Annotated in this window: 19 protein-coding genes; 12 read left to right on the top strand and 7 right to left on the bottom strand. The window is 70.6% G+C overall.

Annotation, left to right across the window (positions count from 1 at the left end):
* Positions 1-51: 51 nt before the first annotated feature.
* Both AC5RUW_RS06105 and AC5RUW_RS06100 read left to right on the top strand, forming a co-directional pair.
* The gene (locus AC5RUW_RS06105; RefSeq protein WP_494159864.1) at positions 52-792 is read left to right on the top strand and encodes a beta-ketoacyl-ACP reductase; all 741 of its coding nucleotides are present in this window, start codon (positions 52-54) and stop codon (positions 790-792) included.
* Positions 793-996: 204 nt separating this feature from the next.
* A complete protein-coding gene (locus AC5RUW_RS06100) occupies positions 997-1,755 on the top strand; it encodes an SDR family oxidoreductase (RefSeq protein WP_494159863.1) in 759 nt (252 codons plus the stop codon).
* 79 nt (positions 1,756-1,834) lie between these two features.
* Here the strand turns inward: AC5RUW_RS06100 and serB are convergent, their stop codons facing one another.
* Entirely contained in the window at positions 1,835-2,755 is a 921-nt protein-coding gene (gene serB, locus AC5RUW_RS06095) for a phosphoserine phosphatase SerB (RefSeq protein ID WP_494159862.1), read from the bottom strand.
* Positions 2,756-2,924: 169 nt separating this feature from the next.
* On the opposite strand from serB, the gene AC5RUW_RS06090 reads away from it, so the two are divergent.
* The 8 genes from AC5RUW_RS06090 (at position 2,925) to AC5RUW_RS06055 (ending at position 9,778) form a co-directional block, all read left to right on the top strand.
* Positions 2,925-3,716, top strand: a complete 792-nt coding sequence (locus tag AC5RUW_RS06090) for an ABC transporter ATP-binding protein (RefSeq protein WP_494159861.1) — start codon at positions 2,925-2,927, stop codon at positions 3,714-3,716.
* A 3-nt stretch (positions 3,717-3,719) separates the two neighbouring features.
* The gene (locus tag AC5RUW_RS06085; RefSeq protein WP_494159860.1) at positions 3,720-4,487 is read left to right on the top strand and encodes a sulfite exporter TauE/SafE family protein; all 768 of its coding nucleotides are present in this window, start codon (positions 3,720-3,722) and stop codon (positions 4,485-4,487) included.
* A gap of 14 nt (positions 4,488-4,501) precedes the next feature.
* Positions 4,502-5,311: a TrmH family RNA methyltransferase gene (locus AC5RUW_RS06080; RefSeq protein ID WP_494160200.1), complete on the top strand. Its 810-nt coding sequence runs from the start codon at positions 4,502-4,504 to the stop codon at positions 5,309-5,311.
* Between the two features lie 207 nt (positions 5,312-5,518).
* Complete coding sequence (locus AC5RUW_RS06075) at positions 5,519-6,268, top strand: hypothetical protein (protein ID WP_494159859.1); 750 nt, start codon at positions 5,519-5,521, stop codon at positions 6,266-6,268.
* A 132-nt stretch (positions 6,269-6,400) separates the two neighbouring features.
* Complete coding sequence (locus tag AC5RUW_RS06070) at positions 6,401-6,658, top strand: type B 50S ribosomal protein L31 (RefSeq protein WP_494159858.1); 258 nt, start codon at positions 6,401-6,403, stop codon at positions 6,656-6,658.
* Positions 6,659-6,759: 101 nt separating this feature from the next.
* Entirely contained in the window at positions 6,760-7,842 is a 1,083-nt protein-coding gene (gene lplAB / locus AC5RUW_RS06065) for a lipoate-protein ligase LplAB (protein WP_494159857.1), read from the top strand.
* A 119-nt stretch (positions 7,843-7,961) separates the two neighbouring features.
* The gene (gene nhaA, locus AC5RUW_RS06060; protein WP_494159856.1) at positions 7,962-9,371 is read left to right on the top strand and encodes a Na+/H+ antiporter NhaA; all 1,410 of its coding nucleotides are present in this window, start codon (positions 7,962-7,964) and stop codon (positions 9,369-9,371) included.
* A gap of 74 nt (positions 9,372-9,445) precedes the next feature.
* Entirely contained in the window at positions 9,446-9,778 is a 333-nt protein-coding gene (locus AC5RUW_RS06055) for a cupin domain-containing protein (protein WP_494159855.1), read from the top strand.
* 30 nt (positions 9,779-9,808) lie between these two features.
* Here the strand turns inward: AC5RUW_RS06055 and pepN are convergent, their stop codons facing one another.
* On the bottom strand, positions 9,809-12,421 hold the full coding sequence (gene pepN, locus AC5RUW_RS06050) for an aminopeptidase N (protein ID WP_494159854.1): 2,613 nt from the start codon (positions 12,419-12,421) through the stop codon (positions 9,809-9,811).
* 103 nt (positions 12,422-12,524) lie between these two features.
* Complete coding sequence (locus AC5RUW_RS06045; protein ID WP_494159853.1) at positions 12,525-13,622, bottom strand: YeiH family protein; 1,098 nt, start codon at positions 13,620-13,622, stop codon at positions 12,525-12,527.
* 106 nt (positions 13,623-13,728) lie between these two features.
* Here AC5RUW_RS06045 and AC5RUW_RS06040 point away from each other — a divergent pair, with 106 nt between their 5' ends.
* Positions 13,729-16,527 (top strand): cation-translocating P-type ATPase, encoded by a 2,799-nt coding sequence (locus tag AC5RUW_RS06040; RefSeq protein ID WP_494159852.1) that lies wholly within the window; start codon positions 13,729-13,731, stop codon positions 16,525-16,527.
* A gap of 6 nt (positions 16,528-16,533) precedes the next feature.
* Here AC5RUW_RS06040 and AC5RUW_RS06035 read toward each other — a convergent pair whose 3' ends face one another.
* Both AC5RUW_RS06035 and glgC read right to left on the bottom strand, forming a co-directional pair.
* Positions 16,534-17,976, bottom strand: coding sequence for an SDR family NAD(P)-dependent oxidoreductase (locus AC5RUW_RS06035; protein ID WP_494159851.1), 1,443 nt, complete (start codon positions 17,974-17,976; stop codon positions 16,534-16,536).
* A gap of 160 nt (positions 17,977-18,136) precedes the next feature.
* Positions 18,137-19,381 carry a glucose-1-phosphate adenylyltransferase gene (gene glgC, locus AC5RUW_RS06030; RefSeq protein ID WP_494159850.1) on the bottom strand — a complete coding sequence of 415 codons (1,245 nt, stop codon included), beginning with the start codon at positions 19,379-19,381 and terminating at the stop codon, positions 18,137-18,139.
* Positions 19,382-19,519: 138 nt separating this feature from the next.
* Between glgC and glgA the strand changes: the two genes are divergently transcribed.
* Complete coding sequence (gene glgA / locus AC5RUW_RS06025) at positions 19,520-20,716, top strand: glycogen synthase (RefSeq protein WP_494159849.1); 1,197 nt, start codon at positions 19,520-19,522, stop codon at positions 20,714-20,716.
* A 107-nt stretch (positions 20,717-20,823) separates the two neighbouring features.
* On the opposite strand, the gene AC5RUW_RS06020 is transcribed toward glgA, so the two are convergent.
* Positions 20,824-22,941: an acyl-CoA dehydrogenase family protein gene (locus AC5RUW_RS06020; protein WP_494159848.1), complete on the bottom strand. Its 2,118-nt coding sequence runs from the start codon at positions 22,939-22,941 to the stop codon at positions 20,824-20,826.
* The gene (locus tag AC5RUW_RS06015) at positions 22,938-23,666 is read right to left on the bottom strand and encodes a TetR/AcrR family transcriptional regulator (RefSeq protein WP_494007005.1); all 729 of its coding nucleotides are present in this window, start codon (positions 23,664-23,666) and stop codon (positions 22,938-22,940) included. The genes AC5RUW_RS06020 and AC5RUW_RS06015 overlap by 4 nt, the downstream gene beginning before the upstream one ends.
* Between the last annotated feature and the right edge of the window lie 10 nt (positions 23,667-23,676).

Here is a 23,676-nt window from a genome sequence, read left to right as displayed (position 1 = left end):
CGGCTAGGATCGAACCGGACCCGGCCCCCTACCCCCATGGAGGATTCTTTCGTGCAGAACACCCAGCAGACCCAGCCCGATGCCGTGCAGGGCCGCAGCGTATTGGTGACGGGAGGAACCCGCGGAATCGGCCTGGCCATTGCCCGCGAATTCCTCGCGGGCGGCGATCGGGTGGCGGTGACCTACCGCTCCGGCGAGGTGCCCGAGGGAATGCTCGGCGTAAAGGCGGATGTGACGGACGCCGCGTCCATCGATGCCGCCTTCACGGAGGTGGAGGCAGCCCACGGGCCGGTGGAGGTCCTGGTCGCCAACGCCGGCATCACCCGAGACACCCTGCTGCTGCGGATGAGCGAAGAGGATTTCACCGACGTCGTCGACACCAACCTCACCGGAGCCTTCCGCGTGATCAAACGCGCGTCGAAGGGCATGATCCGGCTGCGGAAGGGCCGCGTGGTGCTGATCAGCTCCGTCGTCGGCCTGTACGGTTCGCCGGGCCAGATCAACTACGCCGCGTCCAAGGCCGGCCTCATCGGCATCGCCCGCTCCCTGACCCGGGAGCTGGGCTCGCGCGGCATCACCGCCAACGTCGTCGCCCCCGGCTTCATCAACACCGACATGACCCGGGCGCTGCCGGAACAGACACAGCAGGACTACCTCGGGTCCATCCCGGCCGGCCGGTTCGCCGAGCCTGAAGAGGTCGCCAAGGTGGTCCGCTGGATCGCCGGCGACGAGGCCGCCTACATTTCCGGCGCCGTGATTCCGGTGGACGGCGGGCTCGGCATGGGGCACTGACGCCGCCTCCCGGGCCCGGCGGTGCCGGCAGGGGACGGGCATCCCCGGCCCCTGCCAGCTTCGGCGCCGGTTCCTTGGAGGAATCCTCCACTGCCGGGACCGGCATCGGCTGGCAGGATGGGAACAGTGCTTCCAGCGCCTTGGGCAGTTCCCACAAGCGCGCCGGACAGATTCCGCAAGCTCACCGACCTGAAGGAGTTTCCCATGGCCCTGCTGGAGGGAAAGACCGCCATCGTTACCGGATCCTCGCGCGGCATCGGCGCCGAGACCGCGAAGCTTCTCGCCGGCGAGGGCGCGGCCGTGGTGGTGAACTACCGGCAGAAGGCGCCCCGGGCCAACAAGGTGGTGGCCGCCATCGAGGCGGCAGGCGGCCGTGCGGTGGCCGTCGGCGCCGACCTGACCACTCAGGAGGGCCCCGAGGCACTGGTGGCGGCCGCGAAGGAGAACTTCGGCGGCCTGGACCTGCTGGTCCTGAACGCCTCCGGCGGAATGGAGACCGGCTTCGGCGAGGACTACGCACTGCGCCTGAACCGTGACGCCCAGGTTGCCATGGCCCGGGCGGCGGCCAAGGCGATGCCGGCCGGCTCACGGATCGTCTTTGTGACCAGCCACCAGGCGCACTTCATCAAGACGGTGCCCACGATGCCCGAATACGAGCCGGTGGCACGCAGCAAGCGTGCGGGCGAGGACGCCCTGCGCGCCCTGGAGCCCGACCTTGCCGAGCGGGGCATCACGCTGGTGGTGGTCTCGGGGGACATGATCGAGGGAACCGTCACCGCCACCCTGCTGGACCGCGCCAACCCCGGCGCCATCGAGGCCCGCCGCGAGGAGGCCGGAAAGCTCTGGTCCGTGGAGGAGTTCGCCGCCGAGGTGGCACGCATGGCCGTCGCCGATGTGCCCGGCGGGCACACCGAATACATCGGCGGCGAAGACTACCTGGCCGCCGCCGGACCGCAGGCCTGACCGCCCGCCGCCAGCTGCAAAAAGGACCCGCCGCGCACGGTTCGTGCACGGCGGGCCCTTTGCCGTACCCGGGCCGGCCCTAGGCGAGGTTCGCGAAGTGCCGGATGACGGCGAGGCTGGGCAGGTCCAGCACGGCGCCGGCGGCCGCGGCCACCGCGGGCTTGGCGTTGAAGGCCACACCCAGGCCCGCCGCCGCCAGCATGTCCAGGTCGTTCGCGCCGTCGCCCACGGCGATGGTCTGCGCTTCGTCAATGCCCAGCTCGGCGGCCCAGGCCCGCAGCGAGGCGGCCTTCGCCGCCCGGTCCACCACGTCCCCTGCCACGGTGCCCGTGAGCGCACCGGCCTCGATGCCGAGCTGGTTGGCCCGCGCACGCGTCAGCCGCAGCCGCTGCGCCAGCGGGGCCAGGACCTGGTTGAATCCTCCCGAGACCACGGCGACGGCGTGGCCCGCGTCGAGGAACGCCCCCACCAGTTCCTCGGCGCCCTCCGTCAGCTCGATCCGACGGCCGACCTCGTCGATGACGGTCTCCGGGAGTCCGGCCAGCGTCGCCACCCGGGCGTGCAGGCTCTGCGCGAAGTCCAGTTCCCCGCGCATGGCCGCTTCCGTCACGGCGGCGACTTCGGCTTCCCTGCCCGCGTGCGCGGCCAGCAGCTCAATGACCTCCTGGCGGATCAGCGTCGAATCGACATCCATGACCAGCAGTTTCCGCCCGGGGGCGAGCAGGGCCGGCGGCACGACGGCGGTCTGCGCGGCGGGGGCACCCGTTCCGTCCGACAGCGCGGCGGCCGCAGCCCGGACGCACAGCCGGAGCGAGTCCAGGGAACCGTCCCAACGGACCAGGAGGCGGCTGGCCTCCCACCCCGGGCCGCAGGCGTTTTCCAGCTCCACGATCTTCGCCCCGGCGTCGGTGACGGCGCGCTGCACGGTGGCCAGATACACGTCCGGAAGGCGGACGCCGTAGCTCACGAGCGCATGTTCGCGGGAATCGATCGAAGGCATGGGGGTCCGTTCTGGGCTGGAGCGACAGGGCAGGCGCAGGGTGCTGTGCGGGCCCGAGGGCAACCGCGTGCGGTCCCGGCCGCGGGAAGTGCGCGGGCGCCGTTATATGCGTACCCCACCGGGCCTCCGTTTCGCCAACTGCGGCGCCGGTGGCCTAGTCTCTAAGGCTATGAGCGATGTTCTTGAATTTGCCGGCGTCAGCGTGATCCGCGGCGGCAAGGCACTGTTGGACGGCGTGGACTGGCAGGTCCGAGAGGGTCAGCGCTGGGTCGTCATGGGTCCCAACGGTGCGGGCAAGACCACGCTCCTGCAGATCGCGTCCGGCAGGATGCACCCGACCCGCGGCACCGCGGGAATCCTGGACGAAGTGCTCGGTGCCGTCGACGTCTTTGAGCTGCGCCCGCGCATCGGCCTGGCCTCCGCCGCACTGGCGAACCAGATCCCGGAGGACGAAACCGTCCTGAACGTGGTCCTCACGGCCTCCTACGGCATGACCGGCCGCTGGCGGGAGAAGTACGAAAAGATGGACGAGCGGCGCGCGTTCCGGCTGCTGGACGCCTGGGGCGTCTCCACGCTGATGAACCGCCGCTTCTCCTCGCTCAGCGAAGGCGAACGCAAGCGCGTGCAGATTGCCCGCGCGCTGATGACCGACCCGGAACTGCTGCTCCTCGACGAGCCCGCCGCCGGCCTCGACCTCGCGGGCCGGGAGGACCTGCTCCACCGGCTCGGGCAGCTGGCCCGCGACGAGGACGCCCCCGCCATGGTGCTGGTCACGCATCATCTGGAGGAGGTGCCCCCGGGCTTCACCCATGCCCTGCTCCTGCGCGAGGGCGGCGTCGTGGCGGCCGGACCGATCGACGAGGTCTTCACCGAGGAGAACCTCTCCGCCGCCTTCGACCTGCCGCTTTCCCTGCGCCGCGACGCCGGCCGGTACGCCGCCGTCGCCGCCGCCCGCAGCTAGGACTTGGACGCGCTGCAAGCCGCCCTGGTAGGCCTGGGCGGCCTCTGGGCCGGTGCCATCAACGCCGTCGTGGGCTCCGGCACCCTGGTCACGTTCCCCATCCTGGTGGCCGTCGGCTTCGCTCCGGTCACCGCGACGATCAGCAACGCCATGGGCCTGATCGCCGGCAACCTGGCCGGCTCCTGGGGCTACCGGCGGGAACTGGCCGGCCTGGGCCGGACCCTGCTGCAGCTGCTGCCTGCGTCGATCCTCGGCGGGATAACCGGAGCCGCCCTGCTGCTGCACCTGCCCGAGAGCGTCTTCGAAGCCGTGGCGCCGGCCCTGATCGTGGTGGCCCTGCTCTTCGTGCTGCTCCAGCCCCGCCTCCAGTCCTGGGTGCGTGCGCGACGGGAGCGCACCGACGCTCCGGGCGGGCGCCCCTGGCTGCTCGTCGGACTCATCTACTTCGCAGGCGTGTACGGAGGCTATTTCGTCGCCGCGCAGGGGATCCTGCTGGTCGGGATCCTCGGGGTCTTCCTGCAGGGGACCCTGCAGGCGGCGAATGCGATGAAGAACATCCTGGTGCTGGCGGTGAACCTGGTCGCCGCGTGCTCCTACATGCTCTTCGCCTTCGACCGCATCGCCTGGCCCGCCGTCGCGCTGATCGCCGTCGGCTCCCTGATCGGCGGCTTCGCCGGGGCCGCCATCGGACGCCGGATGCGCCCCGGGGCGCTCCGTGCCGTCATCGTCGCGCTGGGCCTGGTCGCGCTGTGGAACATGCTCGCGCCGTGAGTAATGTTGGAGCAGTGAACCTGCAGTACCTGGCCAGCGCCGACGATCCCCGCGTGCTCGACTACACCAACCTCACCGATACGGCCCTGCGCCGGCGCCGCGAGCCTGCCGAAGGCATGTACATTGCCGAGTCCTCCAAGGTGCTCCGCCGCGCCGTCGACGCCGGCCACCGGCCCCGGTCCTTCTTCCTCGCTGAAAAGTGGGTGGCGGAACTGGCCGACATCCTGGAGCGCTTCCCCGAGGTGCCCGCGTACGTCGGCGACCCGGCGCTGCTCGAGACGATCACCGGTTTCCACCTGCACCGCGGCGCGCTGGCGGCCATGGAGCGGCCGGCACCGCTGGCCTTGGAGCCGCTGCTGGCCGGGGCCCGGCGGGTCGCCGTCCTGGAGGACATCGTCGACCACACCAACGTCGGGGCGATCTTCCGGTCCGCCGCGGCCCTGGACGTTGACGCCGTGCTCGTCAGCCCCCGGTGCGCCGATCCGCTGTACCGCCGGGCCATCCGGGTCAGCATGGGCACGGTTTTCCAGGTGCCCTGGGTCAGGCTCGCCGACTGGCCGGGCCAGCTCGGGCAGCTGCGCGCGGCCGGATTCGTTACCGCCGCCCTGGCCCTGAAGCCGGATTCGCTGACGCTGGACGAGCTCAGCGCCCGCCGGGACGAACGGCTCGCGCTGGTCCTGGGCACCGAGGGCGACGGGCTCGCAGCATCCACCCTGGCCGAGGTGGATCTGACCGTACGGATTCCGATGAGCGCCGGCGTTGATTCGCTCAATGTGGCCGCGGCGAGTGCAGTTGCGTTCTGGGAATGCCGGCCGCGGAACTGACGGTTTGGCCTGCGCCCTGTTGCGCGGGGCCCTGCAGTGCCACAATCGGGCGGGTCAGCCAACCCTTCGGTCCGGGAGCGAGCCATTTCCGCCGATCTGCCCGAGCACACCTGCCTACCGGGAACCCGCCACCGCCTCGCCGGTGCCCTGATCTGCGCATTGGCGTGCGGGCTGGCGTTGACCGCCTGCGGGCCGACCGCTGAGCAGGTGAAGGAACGCGCGACGGCAACGAGCGCCCCGGCCCCGCAGCCCGCACCCGAGGCCGTCCAGACCGTTCCGGCCGTTCCCACGCCCACGGCCACGGCCGCGCCCGCTCCGCTGAAGGTGGGCGTAAGCGGACGCCAGGCCGGCATGGCCGAACCGGTCCAGGATGCCTGCCAGTGGCTGCTGCGCCGGGATCCTGGACCGATGCCCGCCCCTGAAGCGGCCGCCTGCGTGGCCGCCGCCGCCACAGCCGGGGGAGGGGCGCGCCAGCAGCTGGACAGCAGGACCAGCCTCCTTCCCGCCGGCGTCTACACCATCGACTTCACCACCTCCGGCGGCTTTTCCCTCCGGCTCGGCGCCGACGACGGCAACCTCGAAGTGCGGGTGGACGAGGAACGGCGCGAACTCGTCATCGACGGCCAGGCGGTGCCCGCCCGGTCCGGCGGGAGCCCGGAGGAGGCGTACGCCGAAGTGCTCGTCGCCGCCGCTGAAACGACCACCAGCCCCGATCGCCTCGCCGCCTTCCTCGGCACGGCGGAGGTGGTAACGGTCGAGTACGACGTCGAGACCCAGGGCGTGCCGGCAGTGCGCCTGTCTGCGCGGCTGCCTGCGGAGGGGGCGGCGGCGCCGGCCCGCAACGCGGTCCTCTGGCTCGACGACTTCTACCGGCCCGTCCGCATCGAGCTGAGCGGGGCGCAGCAGGGCATCGACTTCGGGCTGACGGCCGTCAACACCGCCTGGCACCTGCCCTGACGCGCCGCCCCGGCGAAGTGGCAGCGAATCCTGCCGGTGGGGTATGCTTGATTGCTGGCCCTGCGGGGCCGCCCTGAAGCTTTCAAACCACCTGTGGCTGGCAAAATCCAGGCACCAAGAGAAGGTACAACTGTGAAGTCTGATATCCACCCCACTTATGCACCGGTCGTCTTCCGTGACCTGGCGTCCGACACCTCCTTCCTGACGAAGTCCACCGCGACGTCGTCCAAGACCATCGAGTGGGAAGACGGCAACACCTACCCGCTCATCGAGGTGGAAATTTCCTCCGCATCGCACCCGTTCTACACGGGCAAGCAGCGCATCATGGACTCCGCCGGCCGCGTTGAGCGCTTCAACGCCCGGTTCAAGGGCTTCGGCGGCAAGAAGTAGGCTCCGCCGCCCATGGCATGAAGGAAGGGTCCGTCCGGCTTGCCGGGCGGACCCTTCCAGCACCCGGGGCCTTTCCCTCCCAGAGTGAAGGAACAGCGACATTGAGCAGCACAGCTGGAGAGAGCACGCGCCGGCACGGCGAATACAAGGTCTCCGGGGGCAAACTGGTCGTCGTCGACCTCGACGTCGTCAACGGGCGGCTCGCCGACGTCTCCCTCGGCGGGGACTTCTTCCTGGAGCCCGACGAGGCCCTCGCCGACATCAACGCGGCCCTGGAGGGCCTGCCGGCGGACTCATCCGCCGCGGATATCGCAGCAGCCATCCGTGCGCGGCTGCGTCCTGACGCCGTCCTGTTCGGCTTCTCCCCGGAGGCCGTGGCCACGACCGTGCGCCGGGCGCTGGCCAAGGCCACCGGCTGGGCGGACCACGAGTGGGAGATCATCCCGCCGACGCCGCTGCCCACCCACCTGCATGTGGCCATGGACGAGGTCCTTACCGAAGAGGTCGGCGCGGGCCGGCGGCGGCCCACGCTCCGGTTCTGGGAATGGCAGGAGTCGCCGTCGGTGGTGATCGGCAGCTTCCAGTCCCTGAAGAACGAGGTCGACCCCCAGGGTGCGCGCCGCCACGGAGTGACCGTGGTCCGCCGGATCAGCGGCGGCGGCGCGATGTTCATGGAACACGGCAACGCCATCACTTACTCGCTGTACGTTCCGCAGTCCCTGGTCGACGGACTCAGCTTCGCCGAGTCCTACCCGTTCCTGGACGCCTGGGTGATGGCCTCCCTCGAGAAGCTGGGGATCAAGGCCTGGTACGTGCCGCTGAACGACATCGCCACCGACCAGGGCAAGATCGGCGGCGCGGCGCAGAAGCGCCTGGCCAACGGCGGCATGCTGCACCACGTCACCATGTCTTACGACATCGATGCCGACAAGATGGTCGAGGTGCTGCGGATCGGCAAGGAGAAGCTCTCCGACAAGGGCACCACCAGCGCGAAGAAGCGGGTCGACCCGCTTCGCCGCCAGACCGGCATCAGCCGCGAGGAGATCATCGAGGTCATGCAGCAGACCTTCGCGGACCGCTACTCCGCCAAGATCGGCACGATCACCGACGACGAAATGCGGCGTGCCGAGGAGAAGGTTCAGCAGAAGTTCGCCACTCCCGAGTGGCTGAACCGGGTTCCGTAACGGAAACCGGCGAACCCGGGCAGATTCCCCGCCCGGGTCCGGCAACAGGTAGTCTTGGGGATGGTGTGCCGGGAAGTCTGGTCGGCGAAACGTACGTTCGTCGACCTCTGAAAGGCACCATGAACCACGACCCCCACGACACCCCCGTGCCCGGTTCCGGGCAGCAGGAATCGCCGCAGGACAATGCCCACGGCCCCGCCAAGGGACAGGCCCCCACGGTCCTGGGCCGTGGAAGCTACCGTGAAGCGCTGCGCATCGGCGACATCCTCCGTCGCGAGACCGTCGGCGGTGCGGTCCTGGTCGCGGCCGCCGTGATCGCGCTGATTTGGGCCAACTCACCTGCCTCCGCCTCCTACTTCTCCCTGCGGGACTTCGAGATCGGCTACGAGCCGTGGCACCTGAAGCTCAGCCTCGGCGCCTGGGCCGCCGACGGACTGCTGGCCGTCTTCTTCTTCCTGGTCGGCCTGGAACTCAAGCGTGAATTCGTCGCCGGCGACCTGCGCAACCCGGCACGCGCCGTCGTACCCGTGGCCGCGGCCGTGGGCGGCGTCGCCGTCCCGGCGCTGATCTATGTGCTCATCAACCGCGGCTCCCCCGAGGCGCTGGGCGGCTGGGCGATACCGACCGCCACCGACATCGCGTTCGCCGTGGCCGTCCTGGCGATCATCGGATCCCACCTTCCTTCCCCGCTGCGCATCTTCCTGCTGACCCTGGCCGTGGTGGACGACCTGATCGCCATCGCGATCATCGCCATCTTCTACACCAGCGACGTCGCGGCCATGCCGCTGCTGCTGGCCCTGGTCCCGCTGCTGCTGTACGCCGTCCTGGCCCACCGCCACCGCCGCTTCTTCGGGCTCAAGGCCCCGGCTGCGTGGCTCATCCTGCTGCCGCTGGGCATCCTGACCTGGGCCCTGGTCCACGCCTCCGGAGTCCACGCCACCGTGGCGGGCGTCCTGCTCGGGTTCATGATCCCCGTGGCCCGCAGCGCGGCCTCGGGCGGTCCCACCGCGGGTCCCGGGCTCTCCGAGGTCTTCGAGCACCGTTTCCGGCCATTGTCCACCGGCTTCGCCGTTCCGCTTTTCGCGTTCTTCTCCGCCGGCGTCGACGTCGGGGGCTGGACGGGACTGGGTTCGGCCTTCACCGACCCGGTGACGATCGGCATCATCTGCGGCCTGATCCTCGGCAAGCCGATCGGCATCCTGGGCGTCACCTGGCTCGTCACGAAGGTTACCCGGGCCAAACTGGACAGCTCGTTCAAGTGGATCGACGTCTTCGGCGTCTCCCTCCTGGCCGGCATCGGCTTCACGGTCTCCCTGCTGGTCGCCGAACTGAGCTTCGGGATGGAGAGCCTGCACAACGACCACGCGAAGGTCGGCATCCTCGCCGCGTCCGTGGGGGCCGCCCTGCTGGCGTCCGTCGTCCTCACGGCCCGGAACCGGCACTACCGTGCGGTGGCCGCCGCCGAGCGCGTGGATGACGACGGCGACGGCATTCCCGACGTCTACCAGGGCCCTGGCCGGGCCAGCTGACCTCCGCGCCCGGTCCGGCGCACCGGCAGGCCGGTGTGCTGGGCCGGGCCCCGGGCCTGTCCTAGACTGCGCCCATGGAAAAGACATCCCTGACCGCGCTCGTGCGGCGCCAGCTTGAAAGCGCCCGGCACGCCACGAGCGGCCGCAGCGCGCAGACCATTTACGGCGGCCACTCGCATATGCTCCGCCAGACCCTGATCGCGCTCAAGGAGGGCTACCTGCTCGACGAGCACGACCGGCAGGGCGAGGCGACACTGCACGTGCTGCACGGGCGGGTGCGCCTGCTCAGCGAGGGCGACGGCTGGGATGCCATGGCCGGGGACCTGTTGGTCGTACCGGACCGCCGGCACGCGGTGGAAGCCTTGGAGGACGCGGCCTTCCTGCTGACCGTCGCCCTGCCGCGCTGAGCAGGGCGACGGTCGCGGCCGGGTGGGGCCTTACCGCCTGCGGGCCGCCTGCTGGACCCGCAGGGCGCGCAGCAGCTGGTCCTGCTCCTCGAGGATGATCCGCCGCAGCGCCCGCGGGGCGTCCGTGTTCTCCGCGAGCCAGGCCGCGGTCCGCACGGCGACCGGGTTCTCCCCGGGTTCTTCCTCCACCGCCAGGTCTTGGTCGCCCGGGAAAAGCCCGTGCACCAGGCGCGACGCCAGCTCGATGCTGTGCCCTGTCCAGAAGGCCTCCAGCGACGCAAAGTAGGGTTCCGTCCAGGCCTGCCGGAGGGAGCGGTCGCCGATGGAGTAGCCCTCGAGCACGGCGCCGAGCAGTTCATTGGACAGCCCGCCGGGGGCGACGGCCTGCTGCCATGCCTCCGCCTTCGCCGCCTCCGTCGGCCGCGCGGCCATCGCCGTCGTCCATCCCACCCTGCCGGCGGCGGTGCGGTCCCGGTCCAGCTCGGCATCCAGTTCCGGACGGTCGACGACGCCGCCGGCGGCCAGGGCCTGCAGCAGCAGCCAGCGCAGCTCCGCGGCCACGGGTAGCCCGGGAACCGCCGCCGCATCCTGCAGCAGGGCCGTCAGCAGGTCGTCATGGCTCCGGGAGGACCGGCCAAGCGCCGCGGCGGCGCGGGCCAGGATCAGCTGCCGGTCACTGCCCGGCGCCGCCTCCCGCAGCAGCCGCACGACGCCGTCATACAGCTCAGCGCACAGCGTCCCGCGCTCCTCGGCCGGAACGAACCGGGCGACGGCGTGCCGGGCATTGTCGAGCAGCACCTGCAGCACTCCGGAGCCGGATTCGGCGGCGGCGGCCGCCAGTGCCATCCGCACATACTCGGCCGGCGGCAGCAGCCCGTCCCGGGTGGCGTTCCAGAGCGCGGACAGGGTCACCGCCCGGGCCAGCGGATCGGCCAGGCGCTGCGGCGCGGCGAGGAAGGCCCGCTGCGAATCCGGGTCGAAGCGGACCGAGGCGTAGGTCAGGTCGCCGTCATTGGGCAGGACGAACTCCGGGCGCCGGCGGCCGACCAGCTCCGGCACGTCGGTGCGCGGGCCGTCGACGTCGAGTTCGATCAGGCCGGTTCGCTGCAGGATGCCGTCGGGACCGGCGTCGTACAGGCCCACCCGCATGCGATGCGGTCGGTGCACCTGCCGCCCGCTGACCGGATCGACGGCCTCCTGGCGGATCGCGGCCCGGGTGATGACGCCGTCGTCACCGGCTTCGAGTTCCACCGCCAGCACCGGCACACCGGCGGTCTGCAGCCACAGCCGGGCCCACGCGTCCATGTTCCGGCCCGATGACTCCTCCAGCGCCTGCAGGAGGTCCGCGAGGGTCGTGTTCCCGAAGGCATGGCGGCGGAAGTAGGCGCGGGCCGCGTCGCGGAACGCCTCGAAACCCACATAGGCGACCAGCTGCTTGAGCACCGAGGCGCCCTTGGCGTAGGTGATCCCGTCGAAGTTCTGTTTGGCGGCCTCCAGGTCCGGGATGTCCGCCGTGATGGGGTGGGTGGTCGGCAGCTGGTCCTGGAGGTACGCCCAGGCCTTCCGGCGGTTGGCGAAGCTCACCCAGGAGGCGGTGAAATCCGTGGCCTCGTCCACGGCCAGGGCGCCCATGAAGTCCGCGAACGATTCCTTCAGCCAGAGGTCGTCCCACCAGCGCATGGTCACCAGGTCGCCGAACCACATGTGCGCCATCTCATGCAGGATGGTGTTGGCGCGGCGTTCATACTGCGCCTCGGTCGCCTGCGAGCGGAAGACGTACGCCTCGGTGAAGGTGACCAGTCCCGGGTTCTCCATGGCACCGAGGTTGTACTCGGGCACGAACGCCTGATCGTACTTGCCAAAGGGGTACGGATAGTCGAAGAGGTCGTCGAAGAAATCCAGGCCGCGCCGGGTGACGTCGAAGACGGCGTCCGCGTCCAGATGCCCGGCCAGGGAGGCCCGGCAGAAGACGGCCAGCGGAACCTCCTGGACGCCGCCGTCGGCCCGGTCCCGCCGCCAGATGGAATCCTCCCGGTGATAGGGGCCGGCGAGTACCGAGGTGATGTAGGTGGAGATCCGTTCGGTGGGCGCGAAGTCGACGTGCACCATCCCGCCGGGCGCGGGGGTCCGTGCGGTCTCCGGGGCATTGGACCGGATCTGCCAGTCGTCGGGCGCCGTGACGTGGAAAGTGAAGGAGGCCTTCAGGTCCGGCTGCTCGAAGTCGGCGAACACGCGCCGTGCGTCCGCCGGCTCGTACTGGGTGTACAGGTACACCTGCCCGTCGGCCGGATCCTGGAAGCGGTGCATGCCCTCGCCGCTGCGGCTGTAGAGGGCTGCGCCGTCCACCGTCACGGTGTTGGCGGCCGCCAGTCCCGGAAGGTGGATCCTGGAGCCGTCCACCACCTGGTTTACGGGAAGCGGCGCACCGTTGAGCTCGACCGCATGGACGCCGCCGTGGATGAAGTCGAGGAAGGTTGCGGCGCCGGGTTCGGCGCACGCAAACCGGATGGTGGTGCGGGAGCGGAAGGCCGGCTCCGACAGGTCCGGGGCGGTGGACAGGTCCAGCTCGACGTCGTAGGAGCGGACGGTGATCAGGCGGGAGCGCTCAGCCGCCTCGGCGCGGGACAGGTTCTGGTTCGACACCATTTCATTCAACCACTTCCGTCCTCCTCCGCCGTCCGGATCCCGGCCGGGCCGCAACGCCGGGCAGCGGGGCGCCGGGCAGCGGGGCGGCTGCGGCGGCCGCTCAGCCGGCCCCGGGCACCAGCAGCAGGGCCACTGCCAGCCCAAGGCCGGCGACCAGCGCCCACGCGGACAGGGCGGCGGCGACGGCCCGCACCCCGGAGGCGAACAGGGCGCGGATCCGCACGCCGGCGCCGAGGGCGAACAGGGCGGCGGCGAACAGGAGGTCCTGGAGCACCGCAGCGCCCTCCAGCACCGCCGGGGGCACCAGGCTCGTGCTGCGCACCAGGATCATCGCCAGGAACCCCAGCACGAACAGCGGCACCAGCGCAGGCCTTGCGCCCCGGCCCCCGTCCGCCGTGCCGCCGGCCTCCCGGGCCCAGGCGCGGCGCGCAGCAAGCCCGGCGGCCGCCGTCATCGGCGCCAGGAGCACCACGCGGGCCAGCTTGACGACCACGGCCGCCGCCAGGGCGGCCGCCCCGGCGGTCTGGGCGGTGGCCACGACCTGCCCGACGTCGTGCACCGAGGCCCCGGCCCAGATGCCGAAGGTTTCGGGGCCCAGGCCCAGCAGCGCCCCGGCCAGGGGGAGGGCGGCGATGGCCAGCGTGCCGCAGAGGGTCACGAGGGCGATCGGCACCACCGTGTCCTCTGGCCTGGTGCGGCGGACGGCGGCCATCGCACCGATTGCCGAGACGCCGCAGATGGAGAACCCGGCCGCGATCAGCAGCGGTTCATCACCCGGGAGCCGGAAGAGCCGGCAGATGGCGTAGGTCCCCGCGAAGGCCAGCAGCACCAGGGCGGTGATCAGCCCCAGTGCGGCCCAGCCGAGCCCGGCGATGTCCACCAGGGACACCTTGAGCCCCAGCAGCACGATGCCGATCCGCAGGAAGCGGCGGGCCGCGAGGGCCAGTCCCGGCTTCCAGGGCCCCGCGGCGGCCCTCCCGGTTCCCGGAAGGTTGGCGGCGAGCAGGCCCAGCACGACGGCGGCCGTGAGGACGGGCACCGCCGGCAGCAGGGCGTGGAGGAGGTGGGACAGCCCGACGGCGACGGCGGCGGCCACCAGCCCGGCAACCGGCCGCGGCAGCCGGGACCCGCGGGAGGCACCTCCGGGCGGCGCCGGCTCCGGCGTGGCGGGCTCGGGCGTTGCGGGGGAGTCGGGCACGGTTCCACCCTGCCCCAGGCCCGGCGTTATTCCGAAGCAGCCACGCCGGTTGACCGGGCGCGTTGCTACCATGGGTGGACGATCCGCGGACCAGGGAAAGTTGCCGATGAGTTCACAGGCCGAAGGTTCAGGCGCAGGCACGTCCACCCGGGAACAGGTCCTCGCCGCTCCCTGGCTTGTCCCGGCCGCCGAGGTGGCGGCCGCCCTGGGCACCGACCCTTCCGTCGGCCTGGCGGCTGACGACATCCAGGCCCGGCTGCAGCGGTACGGCCCCAACCAGCTGGCGGAGGCGAAGCCCGCGCCCGCCTGGCGGAAGATCCTGCGGCTGCTCTCGGACCGGCTGACCATCGTCCTGATCATTGCCGCGGTCGTCAGCGCCGTCGTGTCCCGTGAATGGGAGACGCCCGTGGTGATCCTGCTGGTCATTATCCTGAACACGGCCCTGAACTACGTGCAGGAGCAGCGGGCGGAATCCAGCCTCGAGGCGCTGCGCAAAGCGTCCGTCGACGACTGCCGGGCGCTGCGTTCAGGCGCACCCTGCACCGTGGAACGCACCGGGCTGGTTCCGGGCGACGTCGTGCTGTTGGAGGCCGGCGACACCGTCCCGGCGGACGGGCGGATCCTGGAGGCCGTCCGGCTGCAGGTGGCCGAGGCCGCGCTGACCGGCGAGTCGAAGCCGACCAACAAGGTGGCCGGGCCGCTGCCGGATCCGCAGCTGCCCGTGGCGGACCGGACGAACCTGCTGTTCATGGACACCGACGTGACGCGGGGCCGGGCCGTGCTCCTGGTCACCGGCACGGGCATGGACACCCAGATCGGCACCATCGCGCATCTGCTCGGAAGCACCGCCGAGGAGAAGACCACCCTGCAGCGCAGCATCGACCAGCTGGCCAGGCTGCTCACCTGGATTGCCCTGGCCGTGGTCACGCTGGTGTTCGTGCTTGGGCTGCTCCGCGGGGACAGCTGGGAGACGTTGTTCCTGACCGCCGTCTCCCTGGCCGTCGCCACCATCCCGGAGGGCCTCACCGCCGTCGTCGCCTTCACCCTGGCGATGGGCGCCTCGCGGCTGGCGGCGCGTGGGGCCATCATCAAGCAGCTGGCGGCCGTGGAGACCCTGGGCAGCACCTCGCAGATCTGCACCGACAAGACCGGCACCCTCACCCTGAACGAGATGACGGTCCGGCGGCTGTACACTCCCGCGGGACGCCGCTTCCGGGTCACCGGATCCGGCTACTCCTCCGACGGGAAGATCCTCAGCCCCGACGAGCAGCCCGTCCCCGGCCTCACCGAGGCCTACCTGACCATGGCCCTGTGCAACGACGCCTCGGTGGAGGATGGCCGGCTGACCGGCGATCCGACCGAGGGAGCCCTGGCGGTGCTTGCCGAAAAGGGCGGCATCGACGTGGCCGGCGCCCGCGCCTCCCATCCGCGGGTTGCCGAGGTGCCGTTCGACTCCGACTACAAGTTCATGGCCACCTTCAACCGCTCCGAACGCAGCGGCCGGGTCCACTGCAACGTTAAGGGGGCCCCCGGCGTCGTGCTCGAACGCGCCGGGTTCCTGCTCACCGAAGACGGAGCGGTCCCCATGACTCCGGAGGACCGGGAGCGCATCCGGGCCGACGTCGATTCCCTGGCCGAGGCCGGCCTGCGCACCATGGCGGTGGCCGGCAGGGTGCTGGACGGCCCGCCCCCGGGCAGCCCCGGGGCGCTCTTCGCCGAGGCGGCGGACCTGGTCCTGTACGCCGTGGTCGGCATCATGGATCCGCCCCGGCAGGAGGCGGGGGAGGCCATCGCCACCGCGCTGGCCGCCGGCATCGATGTGCACATGATCACCGGGGACCACCTGGTCACGGCCTCCGCGATCGCCCGCGACCTGGGCATTCCGGGCCGGGCGGCCGCCGGGGCGGCGCTGGACCGGATGGACGACGACCAGCTCCGCGGCGAGGTACCGGACCTGGGGGTGCTGGCCCGGGTCTCGCCCGAGCACAAAATCCGCATCGTCAAGGCGCTGCAGGCGGACGGCTACGTGGTGGCCATGACCGGCGACGGCGTCAACGACGCCCCCGCACTGAAACGCGCCGACATCGGCATCGCGATGGGCATCACCGGAACCGACGTCTCCAAGGGCGCGGCCAAGATGATCCTGACCGACGACAACTTCGCGACGATCGTGGCCGCGGTCCGGGAGGGCCGCGGCATCTACGACAACATCGTGAAGTTCGTCCGGTTCCAGCTGACCACCGCCTGGGGCTTCGTGCTCATCTTCCTGGCGGCGGCAACCTTCGGCTTCGCCGGCGGAGCGCCCTTCACGGCACTGCAGATCCTGTGGGTGAACATCATCATGGACGGCCCGCCCGCCCTGGCGCTCGGCGTGGACCGGACCGATCCGGACGTGATGAAACGGCCGCCGCGGCGGGCCGGCGAGCCGCTGCTCACCGGCCGCAGGATCGCCGTGCTGGCGATGTTGGGCATCGTCATGGCCGCCGGCACCTGCGCCGTGCTGGTCAACGCACCGCAGATGTTTCCGGAGAGCGCGGGCAATCCGAAGTTCGCCACCACCATGGCGTTCACCACGTTCGTCTTCTACCAGGTCTTCAACCTGCTCAACGTCCGGTCCGAAACCGGCAGCGTCTTCTCGCTGCGCACCTTCACCAACCGGGCGATCTGGGTGTCCCTGGCCGCCGTGGTGGTGCTGCAGATCCTGGTCGTGCAGCTGAGCTTCTTCGAGGACTTCTTCGATACGGTTCCGCTGACCTCCACCCAGTGGTTCCTGTGCCTGGCGGTCGGCTCCACGGTGCTGGTGGTCTCGGAGATCGGCAAGGCCGTGCAGCGCGCTGCCGCACGGCGGAGCCGACGGCAGCGCGAAGCCCCGCGGCCGGCTCGGAGGCCGGCCCTGCCCGGGTAGCCGTTCCTACCAGGGCGAGGGCTTGTAGTCCTTGAGGAAGACGCCGTACTGGTCCACGCCGGATTCGCCCATCACGATCGGATCGTAGACGCGGGCCGCTCCGTCCACGAGGTCCAGGGGAGCGTGGAAGCCCTCCTCGGCCAGCCGCACCTTGGTCGGATGCGGACGCTCGTCGGTGATCCACCCGGTGTCCACCGCGGTCATCAGGATGCCGTCGGTCTCCAGCATCTCACCGGCGCTGGTCCGGGTGAGCATGTTCAGTGACGCCTTGGCCATGTTGGTGTGCGGATGTCCCGGGCCCTTGTAGCGGCGGGCGAACTGCCCCTCCATGGCCGAGACGTTCACGATGTACTTCCGGCGGGCGGGGGAGGCGGCCATCGCCGGGCGGAGCCGGTTGACCAGCAGGAAGGGAGCCGTGACATTGCACAGCTGCACCTCGAGCATCTCCAGCGGATCCACCTGGTCCACCACCTGGGTCCAGCTGTTGATCGCGGCGGTGTCCGGCACCAGTCCGCCGGCGTCGATCGCCGTTCCCGCCTCCATGCGGGCCAGCGAGGAGGAGCCTGCGGTCAGCGCCAGGGAGGTGACGGCGTCGGCGGCCAGCACCGGGTGCGCCGCCACCGATCCGGCCAGCGCAGTGGGGTGCGCATCGTAGGTGTGGCCGAAGGTGACCAGCTCCGGCAGGGGCCCGTCCGGCAGCGGTGCCAGCTCGGCGTCGGCGAGGGGACGGTAGGCATTGGCGGACCGGCGCACGGTCTGTGCGGCGTTGTTGATCAGGATGTCCAGCGGGCCGGCGTCGGCGACCGACTCGGCGAGGGACAGCACCTGGGCCGGATCCCGGAGGTCGATGCCGACGATGCGCAGCCGGTGCAGCCAGTCGGCCGAGTCCTCCATCGCGGCGAACCGCCGGGCGGCATCCTTGGGGAACCGGGTGGTGATGGTGGTGTGCGCGCCGTCGCGCAGCAGCCGCAGGGCAATGTACATGCCGATCTTCGCCCGGCCACCGGTGAGCAGGGCGCGCCTGCCGGACAGGTCGGTGCGCGCGTCCCGCTTCGCATGGCTGAACGCGGCGCATTCGGGGCACAGCTGGTGGTAGAAGGCATCGACCACCGTGTAGGGCTGCTTGCAGATGTAGCAGTTGCGCGGGCGGATCAGCGTCCCGGCGGAGGGACCGTGCGCGGCGCTCCTCAGCTGGGCGCCGCGGGTCTCATCGTCGATGCGGTCGGCGGCACCGGTGGCGGTCGAGGCGACGACGGCGCGGTCGGCCTCGGCCACCGCGGACCGCTTCTCGTTCTTCCGGTGCTTCTTCACGGACTTGAACATCTTGGCGGTGGCCCGCCGGACGGCCACGTAGTCGGGGTGTTCCTCATCCAGGGCGTGGATGGAGTTTAGGACCTTCAGGGTGGTCTGGATGTCTTCCGGGCTCAGCTCCGGGCGTGCGTTGTTCATGGGGGCCTTCTGCTCATCGGTGCCGGTGGACACACGGCGCCGGCGCATCTGGTGCGCCCCCTGAGACTACCGGAGAAGCCGCTGTCCGCCCGTATCCGGGGCAGGGGGACGGTGAATCTCACACCGCCTCCCCTGCCTTCCGGGCAGATGGCGCCGCTCGTCAGGGCATTGCCACGTGCTGGCCCTTGCTGAGCACGGTCAGGCCCGACGGCGTCACCGTGAACCCGCGTGCCAGGTCGAGCTCACGGTCGACGCCGATCGTCGCGCCGGCCGGCACCTGGACGTTCTTGTCCAGGATCGCGCGGGTCACCACGGCCCCGGGACCGACATGGACGTTGTCCATGATGACCGAGCCCTCCACCACTGCGTCCGAGTCAACGTACACATCGGGAGCGAGGACCGAACCGGTGACCGTGCCGCCGCTGATCACGACGCCGTTGGAAATGATCGAATCGAAGGTGGTACCCGGTTCGCTGCCGGCGCCGCGCACGAATTTGGCGGGCGGGGAAATGCTCTGCCGGGTGTAGATCGGCCACTGCCGGTTGTAGAGGTTGAAGGCCGGCACCGGCGAGATCAGGTCCATGTTCGCGTCGTAGTAGGAGTCGAGGGTACCGACGTCGCGCCAGTACTTGTGGTCCTGCTCGGTGGCGCCCGGTATCCGGTTCCGGGTGAAGTCGTAGACACCGGCCTCGCCGCGCTCCACGAACCAGGGAATGATGTCCCCGCCCATGTCGTGCTTGCTGACCAGACGCTCGGCGTCCACCCGCAGCGCCTCCACGAGGGCTTCAGTGGTGAACACATAGTTGCCCATGGAGGCCAGGAACGAGCCCGGATCGTCCGGCAGCCCCGGCGTCGAGTCCGGTTTCTCCACGAACGCCGCAATGCGGGCCGGATCCTCGGGGTCGGTTTCGATCACGCCGAACTGATCAGCAAGCGAGAGCGGCTGCCGGACGGCGGCGACGGTTGCCGGGGCGCCGGAGGCGATGTGCGCCTCCACCATCTGCGAGAAGTCCATCCGGTAGACGTGGTCGGCGCCGATGACGACGACGATGTCGGGCCGGGCGTCGTCGATCAGGTTCATGGACTGGTAAATGGCGTTGGCGCTGCCCAGGAACCAGCTCTTGCCCACCCGCTGCTGCGCGGGCACCGAAGCGACGTAGTTCTGCAGCTGGGTGGACAGCCGCCAGGTTTCGGAGATGTGCCGGTCCAGGCTGTGGGACTTGTACTGGGTCAGCACCACAACCTGCAGGTAGCCCGAGTTCACCAGGTTGGAGAGTGCGAAATCGATGAGCCGGTAGCGGCCGGCGAACGGAACCGCGGGCTTGGCCCGGTCCGCGGTCAGCGGCATCAGCCGCTTGCCTTCTCCGCCGGCCAGCACGACCGCCAGAACCTTCTTCAACGCCATTGGTCCCGTCCTCTTCCGTCCGTCCGGGGCGGTTCCCCCGCCCCGGGGCAGGGCCTCGGGCGTCGTTGGGGGCCGCACGCCGTCAGTCTGCTGATAATCACACTAGATCACATGCACCCCGTGCACTACGTTGGAGAAGTGCGAGTAGATATGGTCTCCAAGGAATTCCCGCCCGAGATTTACGGCGGCGCAGGTGTGCATGTGGCCGAGCTCAGCCGCGTCCTGGCCCGGCAGGTGGACCTGCGGGTGCACTGTTTCGGGGCGCCCCGGGAGGAGGACTTCCACGGCGCGAAGGTGAGCACCTACCAGACGCCTGCCGGCCTGGCCGGGGCCAACCCTGCGGTGCAGACCCTGGGAACCGACCTTCAGATGCTCGGCGACCTGGCCGGCGCGGACCTCGTGCATTCGCACACCTGGTACGCGAACATGGCCGGCCACCTTGGCTCCCTGCTTCACGGGATTCCCCACGTGCTCAGCGCGCACAGCCTGGAACCGCTGCGGCCCTGGAAGGCCGAGCAGCTGGGCGGCGGATACGCGGTGTCCTCATGGGTGGAGAAGACGGCGTATGACGCCGCCGCAGCCATCATCGCGGTGTCCGAGGGCATGCGGCGGGATATCCTGCGCAGCTACCCGGAGGTCGATCCGGCCAAGGTGCGCGTGGTGCACAACGGAATCGACGTCGAGCTGTGGCGCCCGGACCCCGACGCCGCGGCCGTGCGTGCCTTCGGGATCGACCCGGAGGCGCCGTCGGTGGTGTTCCTGGGCCGCAACACCCGGCAGAAAGGTGTGCCCTACCTGCTCCGCGCCGCGGCCATGCTGCCGCCGGACGTGCAGCTGGTGCTCTGCCTGGGCGCGGCCGACACGCCCGAGCTGGCAGCGGAGACGGCGGCGCTGATCGAGGACCTGCAGCGCACGCGCCGCGGCGTCATCGTCATTGAGCGCATGCTGCCGCGGGCCGAGGTGATCAGCATCCTCAGCTGCGCCACGGTCTTCGCCTGCCCGTCCGTCTACGAGCCCCTCGGGATCGTGAACCTGGAGGCGATGGCCTGCGGCACCGCCGTCGTCGCGAGCGCCACCGGGGGCATACCGGAGGTCGTGGATCCCGGGGTCACCGGACTCCTGGTCCCTTTGGAGCAGGTCGACGACGGCACCGGCACACCGCTGGAACCCGACGTGTTCGTGGCGGACTTCGCCGCGGCGCTTACCGAGGTGGTCACCGACCCGTCCCTGGCGGAGCGCATGGGCCGGGCCGGCCGTGAGCGGGCCCGAGACCATTTCTCCTGGGACTCCATCGGCCAGGCGACCCTCGAGGTCTACCGCTCGGTCCTTTCCTGAGTCCGGGCTCCCCGGGAGCGGGCTGAACCGGCACCACGAACGGGGCAGGCCCCGGAGCGCTGATCAGTTCAGCGCTCCGGGGCCCGTTCCGGCAGGTGCCGGCGTCGTCAGCTGCGGCCCTTGGCCTTCGCCGCCGCGCGTTCCTGCTGGCGGCGGCGCTGAATCAGGATCTTCTCATCCAGGGGAGCGGCGCCGCTGGCGCGCATCAGCCGGGCGTATTCCATCGCCTCGTCCTGCCGGGCCTTCTCATCGCCGGCGGCGAGGCTGGTGCGCAGCTGCGCGGGCCCGTAGCCGAACGCGTCCACCAGGTCCACGGCGTGGGGGCGCAGCTTGGCCAGCAGGCGGTTGATGTAGTCGCCCAGGGTCCGGGCACGCTGGGCCGACAGCCGGCCGTTCATCAGGTACCAGGCCAGGTTCTTCTCGATCAGGCAGAGGCCGAACAGATCCCGCAGGCGGGTCATGACCTGGCGGGTGCCTTCGTCGGTGATCCGGTCCAGGCCCCGGGTGAAGGCCTCCCACTGCAGCAGCTCGGTGTGCGCTCGTGCCGCTTCGATCAGCGCATGCTGGTTCTCGTTGAACACTGCCGCGGCCTTCTCCTTGGGCAGCCTGCGGGCTTCCCGCAGCGCCCCGCCGACCTCGGCGACCATGGTGCCGACCCGGTCGGCCAGCAGGTCATGCTGGGTCTTCGGGTCCCGCAGCGCGACGGCGGACTTCTTCTCGGAGCCGGTGTCGGCCACCGTCTGGACCATCTGCCGCAGGCCGGACCGCACCAGCGTGCGTTCCGTGGCCTGCCCGACGACGTACCGGGCCAGCACGCCGAAGTCGGCCCCGGCGAATTCGTTCGCATAGTCAGCCAGCAGGCGCTTGGCGACCAGCTGGAGCAGCACGGTGTTGTCACCCTCGAAGGTGGCGTAGATGTCCAGGTCCGCCCGCAGCAGCGGCAGCCGGTTCTCGGCAAGGAAGCCGGCTCCGCCGCAGGCCTCGCGGGCCTCCTGGAGGGTGTCCAGCGCGTGCCAGGTCGACAGGGCCTTGAAGCCGGCGGCCAGGGTCTCCAGGTCCTGCCGGTCCTCGTCGGTGTCGTGCGCGCCCGAGAAGACGTCGTCGAACTTCTGCAGCAGCTCCTCGTGGGCGAAGGCAGCGGCGTAGGTGGTGGCCAGGCGCGGCAGCAGGCGGCGCTGGTGCTGCTGGTAGTCCAGCAGCACCTCTTCGCGGATGTCCGAGGAGGCGTTGAACTGGCGCCGTTCGACGCCGTACTGGATGGCGGTCTTGAGGGCCATCTTGCTGGCCGCGACGGCGGCGCCGTCGAGGGAGACCCGGCCCTGCACCAGGGTTCCGATCATGGTGAAGAAGCGGCGCCCGGGGCTGTCGATAGAGGAGGTGTAGGTGCCGTCGGCCGCCACGTCGCCGTAGCGGTTGAGCAGGTTGGTCCGCGGAATCCGCACATGCGTGAAGTGCAGCCGGCCGTTGTCGATCCCGTTGAGGCCGCCCTTGACGCCGTCGTCCTCGCCGCCGATGCCGGGCAGGAAGTTCCCGTCCTCACCGCGCAGCGGCACATAGAAGGCGTGCACGCCGTGGTCCACGCCCTGGGTGATCAGGTGGGCGAAGACGACGGCCGCCTTGCCGTGCAGGGCGGCGTTGCCGATGTAGTCCTTCCAGGCCGCGCGGAAGGGGGTGTGGAGGATGAACTCCTCGGTCTCCGGCTCATACGTGGCCGTCGTGGCGATGGAGGCGACGTCGGAACCGTGGCCGGTCTCGGTCATGGCGAAGCAACCGGGGATCTCCAGGCTCATGATGCCCGGCAGCCACTTTTCGTGGTGCTCCCGGTTGCCCAGATGCATGACGGCGGAGCCGAACAGGCCCCACTGCACGCCGGCCTTGATCTGCAGCGAGGGGTCGGCCATGACCAACTCCTCGAAGCCGGCGACGTTGCCGCCGTGGTTGTCCTGCCCGCCCAGGTATTCGGGGAAGGCACGGTGCACCGCACCGGCGTCGACCAGGTAGTGCAGCTGCTTGAGCACCCGTTCGCGGTGCTCGTGGTGGGTCAGTCCGGCGGGGGTGTGCAGCTCGTCGTGGCCGGCCAGGTCGCGTGCGGTGCGGCGGATGTCGGCCCAGCGGCCGAGCAGGACCTCGCCGAGGGCGGTGACGTCGACGACGGCGCTGTCGTTGTCGGCCACGGCGGCGCTGGCGGGAAGCTGGCGCGCGGAGGGGGAGGCGGTTTGCGTCATTTCGGTTCCTTACGGTTTGCGGTGGAACGGGAATCGGGGGAGAGGCCGGCGTCGGGGACGAGATTGTGCTCGATGCCGTCGAACAGCCAGGCGGTGATCTGGTCCGTCATTTCCTCCTCGGTGGGCCGGGCGTCACCGGCGGCCAGCCAGCGTTCACCGGCGGCGCGGACCATGCCGAGGGCCGCCGTGGGCCAGAACGCGGCTGCGAGGTCCTGCTGCTGGGAGACGGTGCGTCCGGCGAGGAAACTGCGCATGGCGCGGTCCATCATGGCGGTGATGGATTCGAAGAAGTTGGACAGGGTGTTCTCGAGGGCCCCCGACGGCGCGCCCGGGGAGTCGCTGATCACCCGTCCGGTGACGAACGCATAGACATTCGGCGAGGTCTGGGCCATCTGCAGATAGGCCGAGACCATGGCCCGCAGCCCGGCGCGCGGAGAGGCCGCGGTGCGCCCGGCGGCGAGGATCTTCTCCTGCATCTGGCTGATGACCACCTCGCCCATCGCCTGCTGCAGGCCGGACTTGTCGCCGAAGTAGCGGTAGAAGACTGACTTCGAGGTTCCGGAGGCGGCTGCGATCTCCTCCATGGAGGCCGCGTAGCCGAGCGTGTGCACGGCCCGGCGCGCCATGCTGATCAGCGCGGTCCGCCGCTCGGCGCGGTGCGCCTCCCAGCGGGCGGACCGGCCGTCGGGGGAGGGCCCCGTTGTTTCCCTGACTGCGATGTTCACGATACCCAGC

The sequence above is a fragment of the Arthrobacter sp. Y3222053 genome (assembly GCF_059092805.1).
This window is presented reverse-complemented; position numbering and strand designations above follow the sequence as displayed.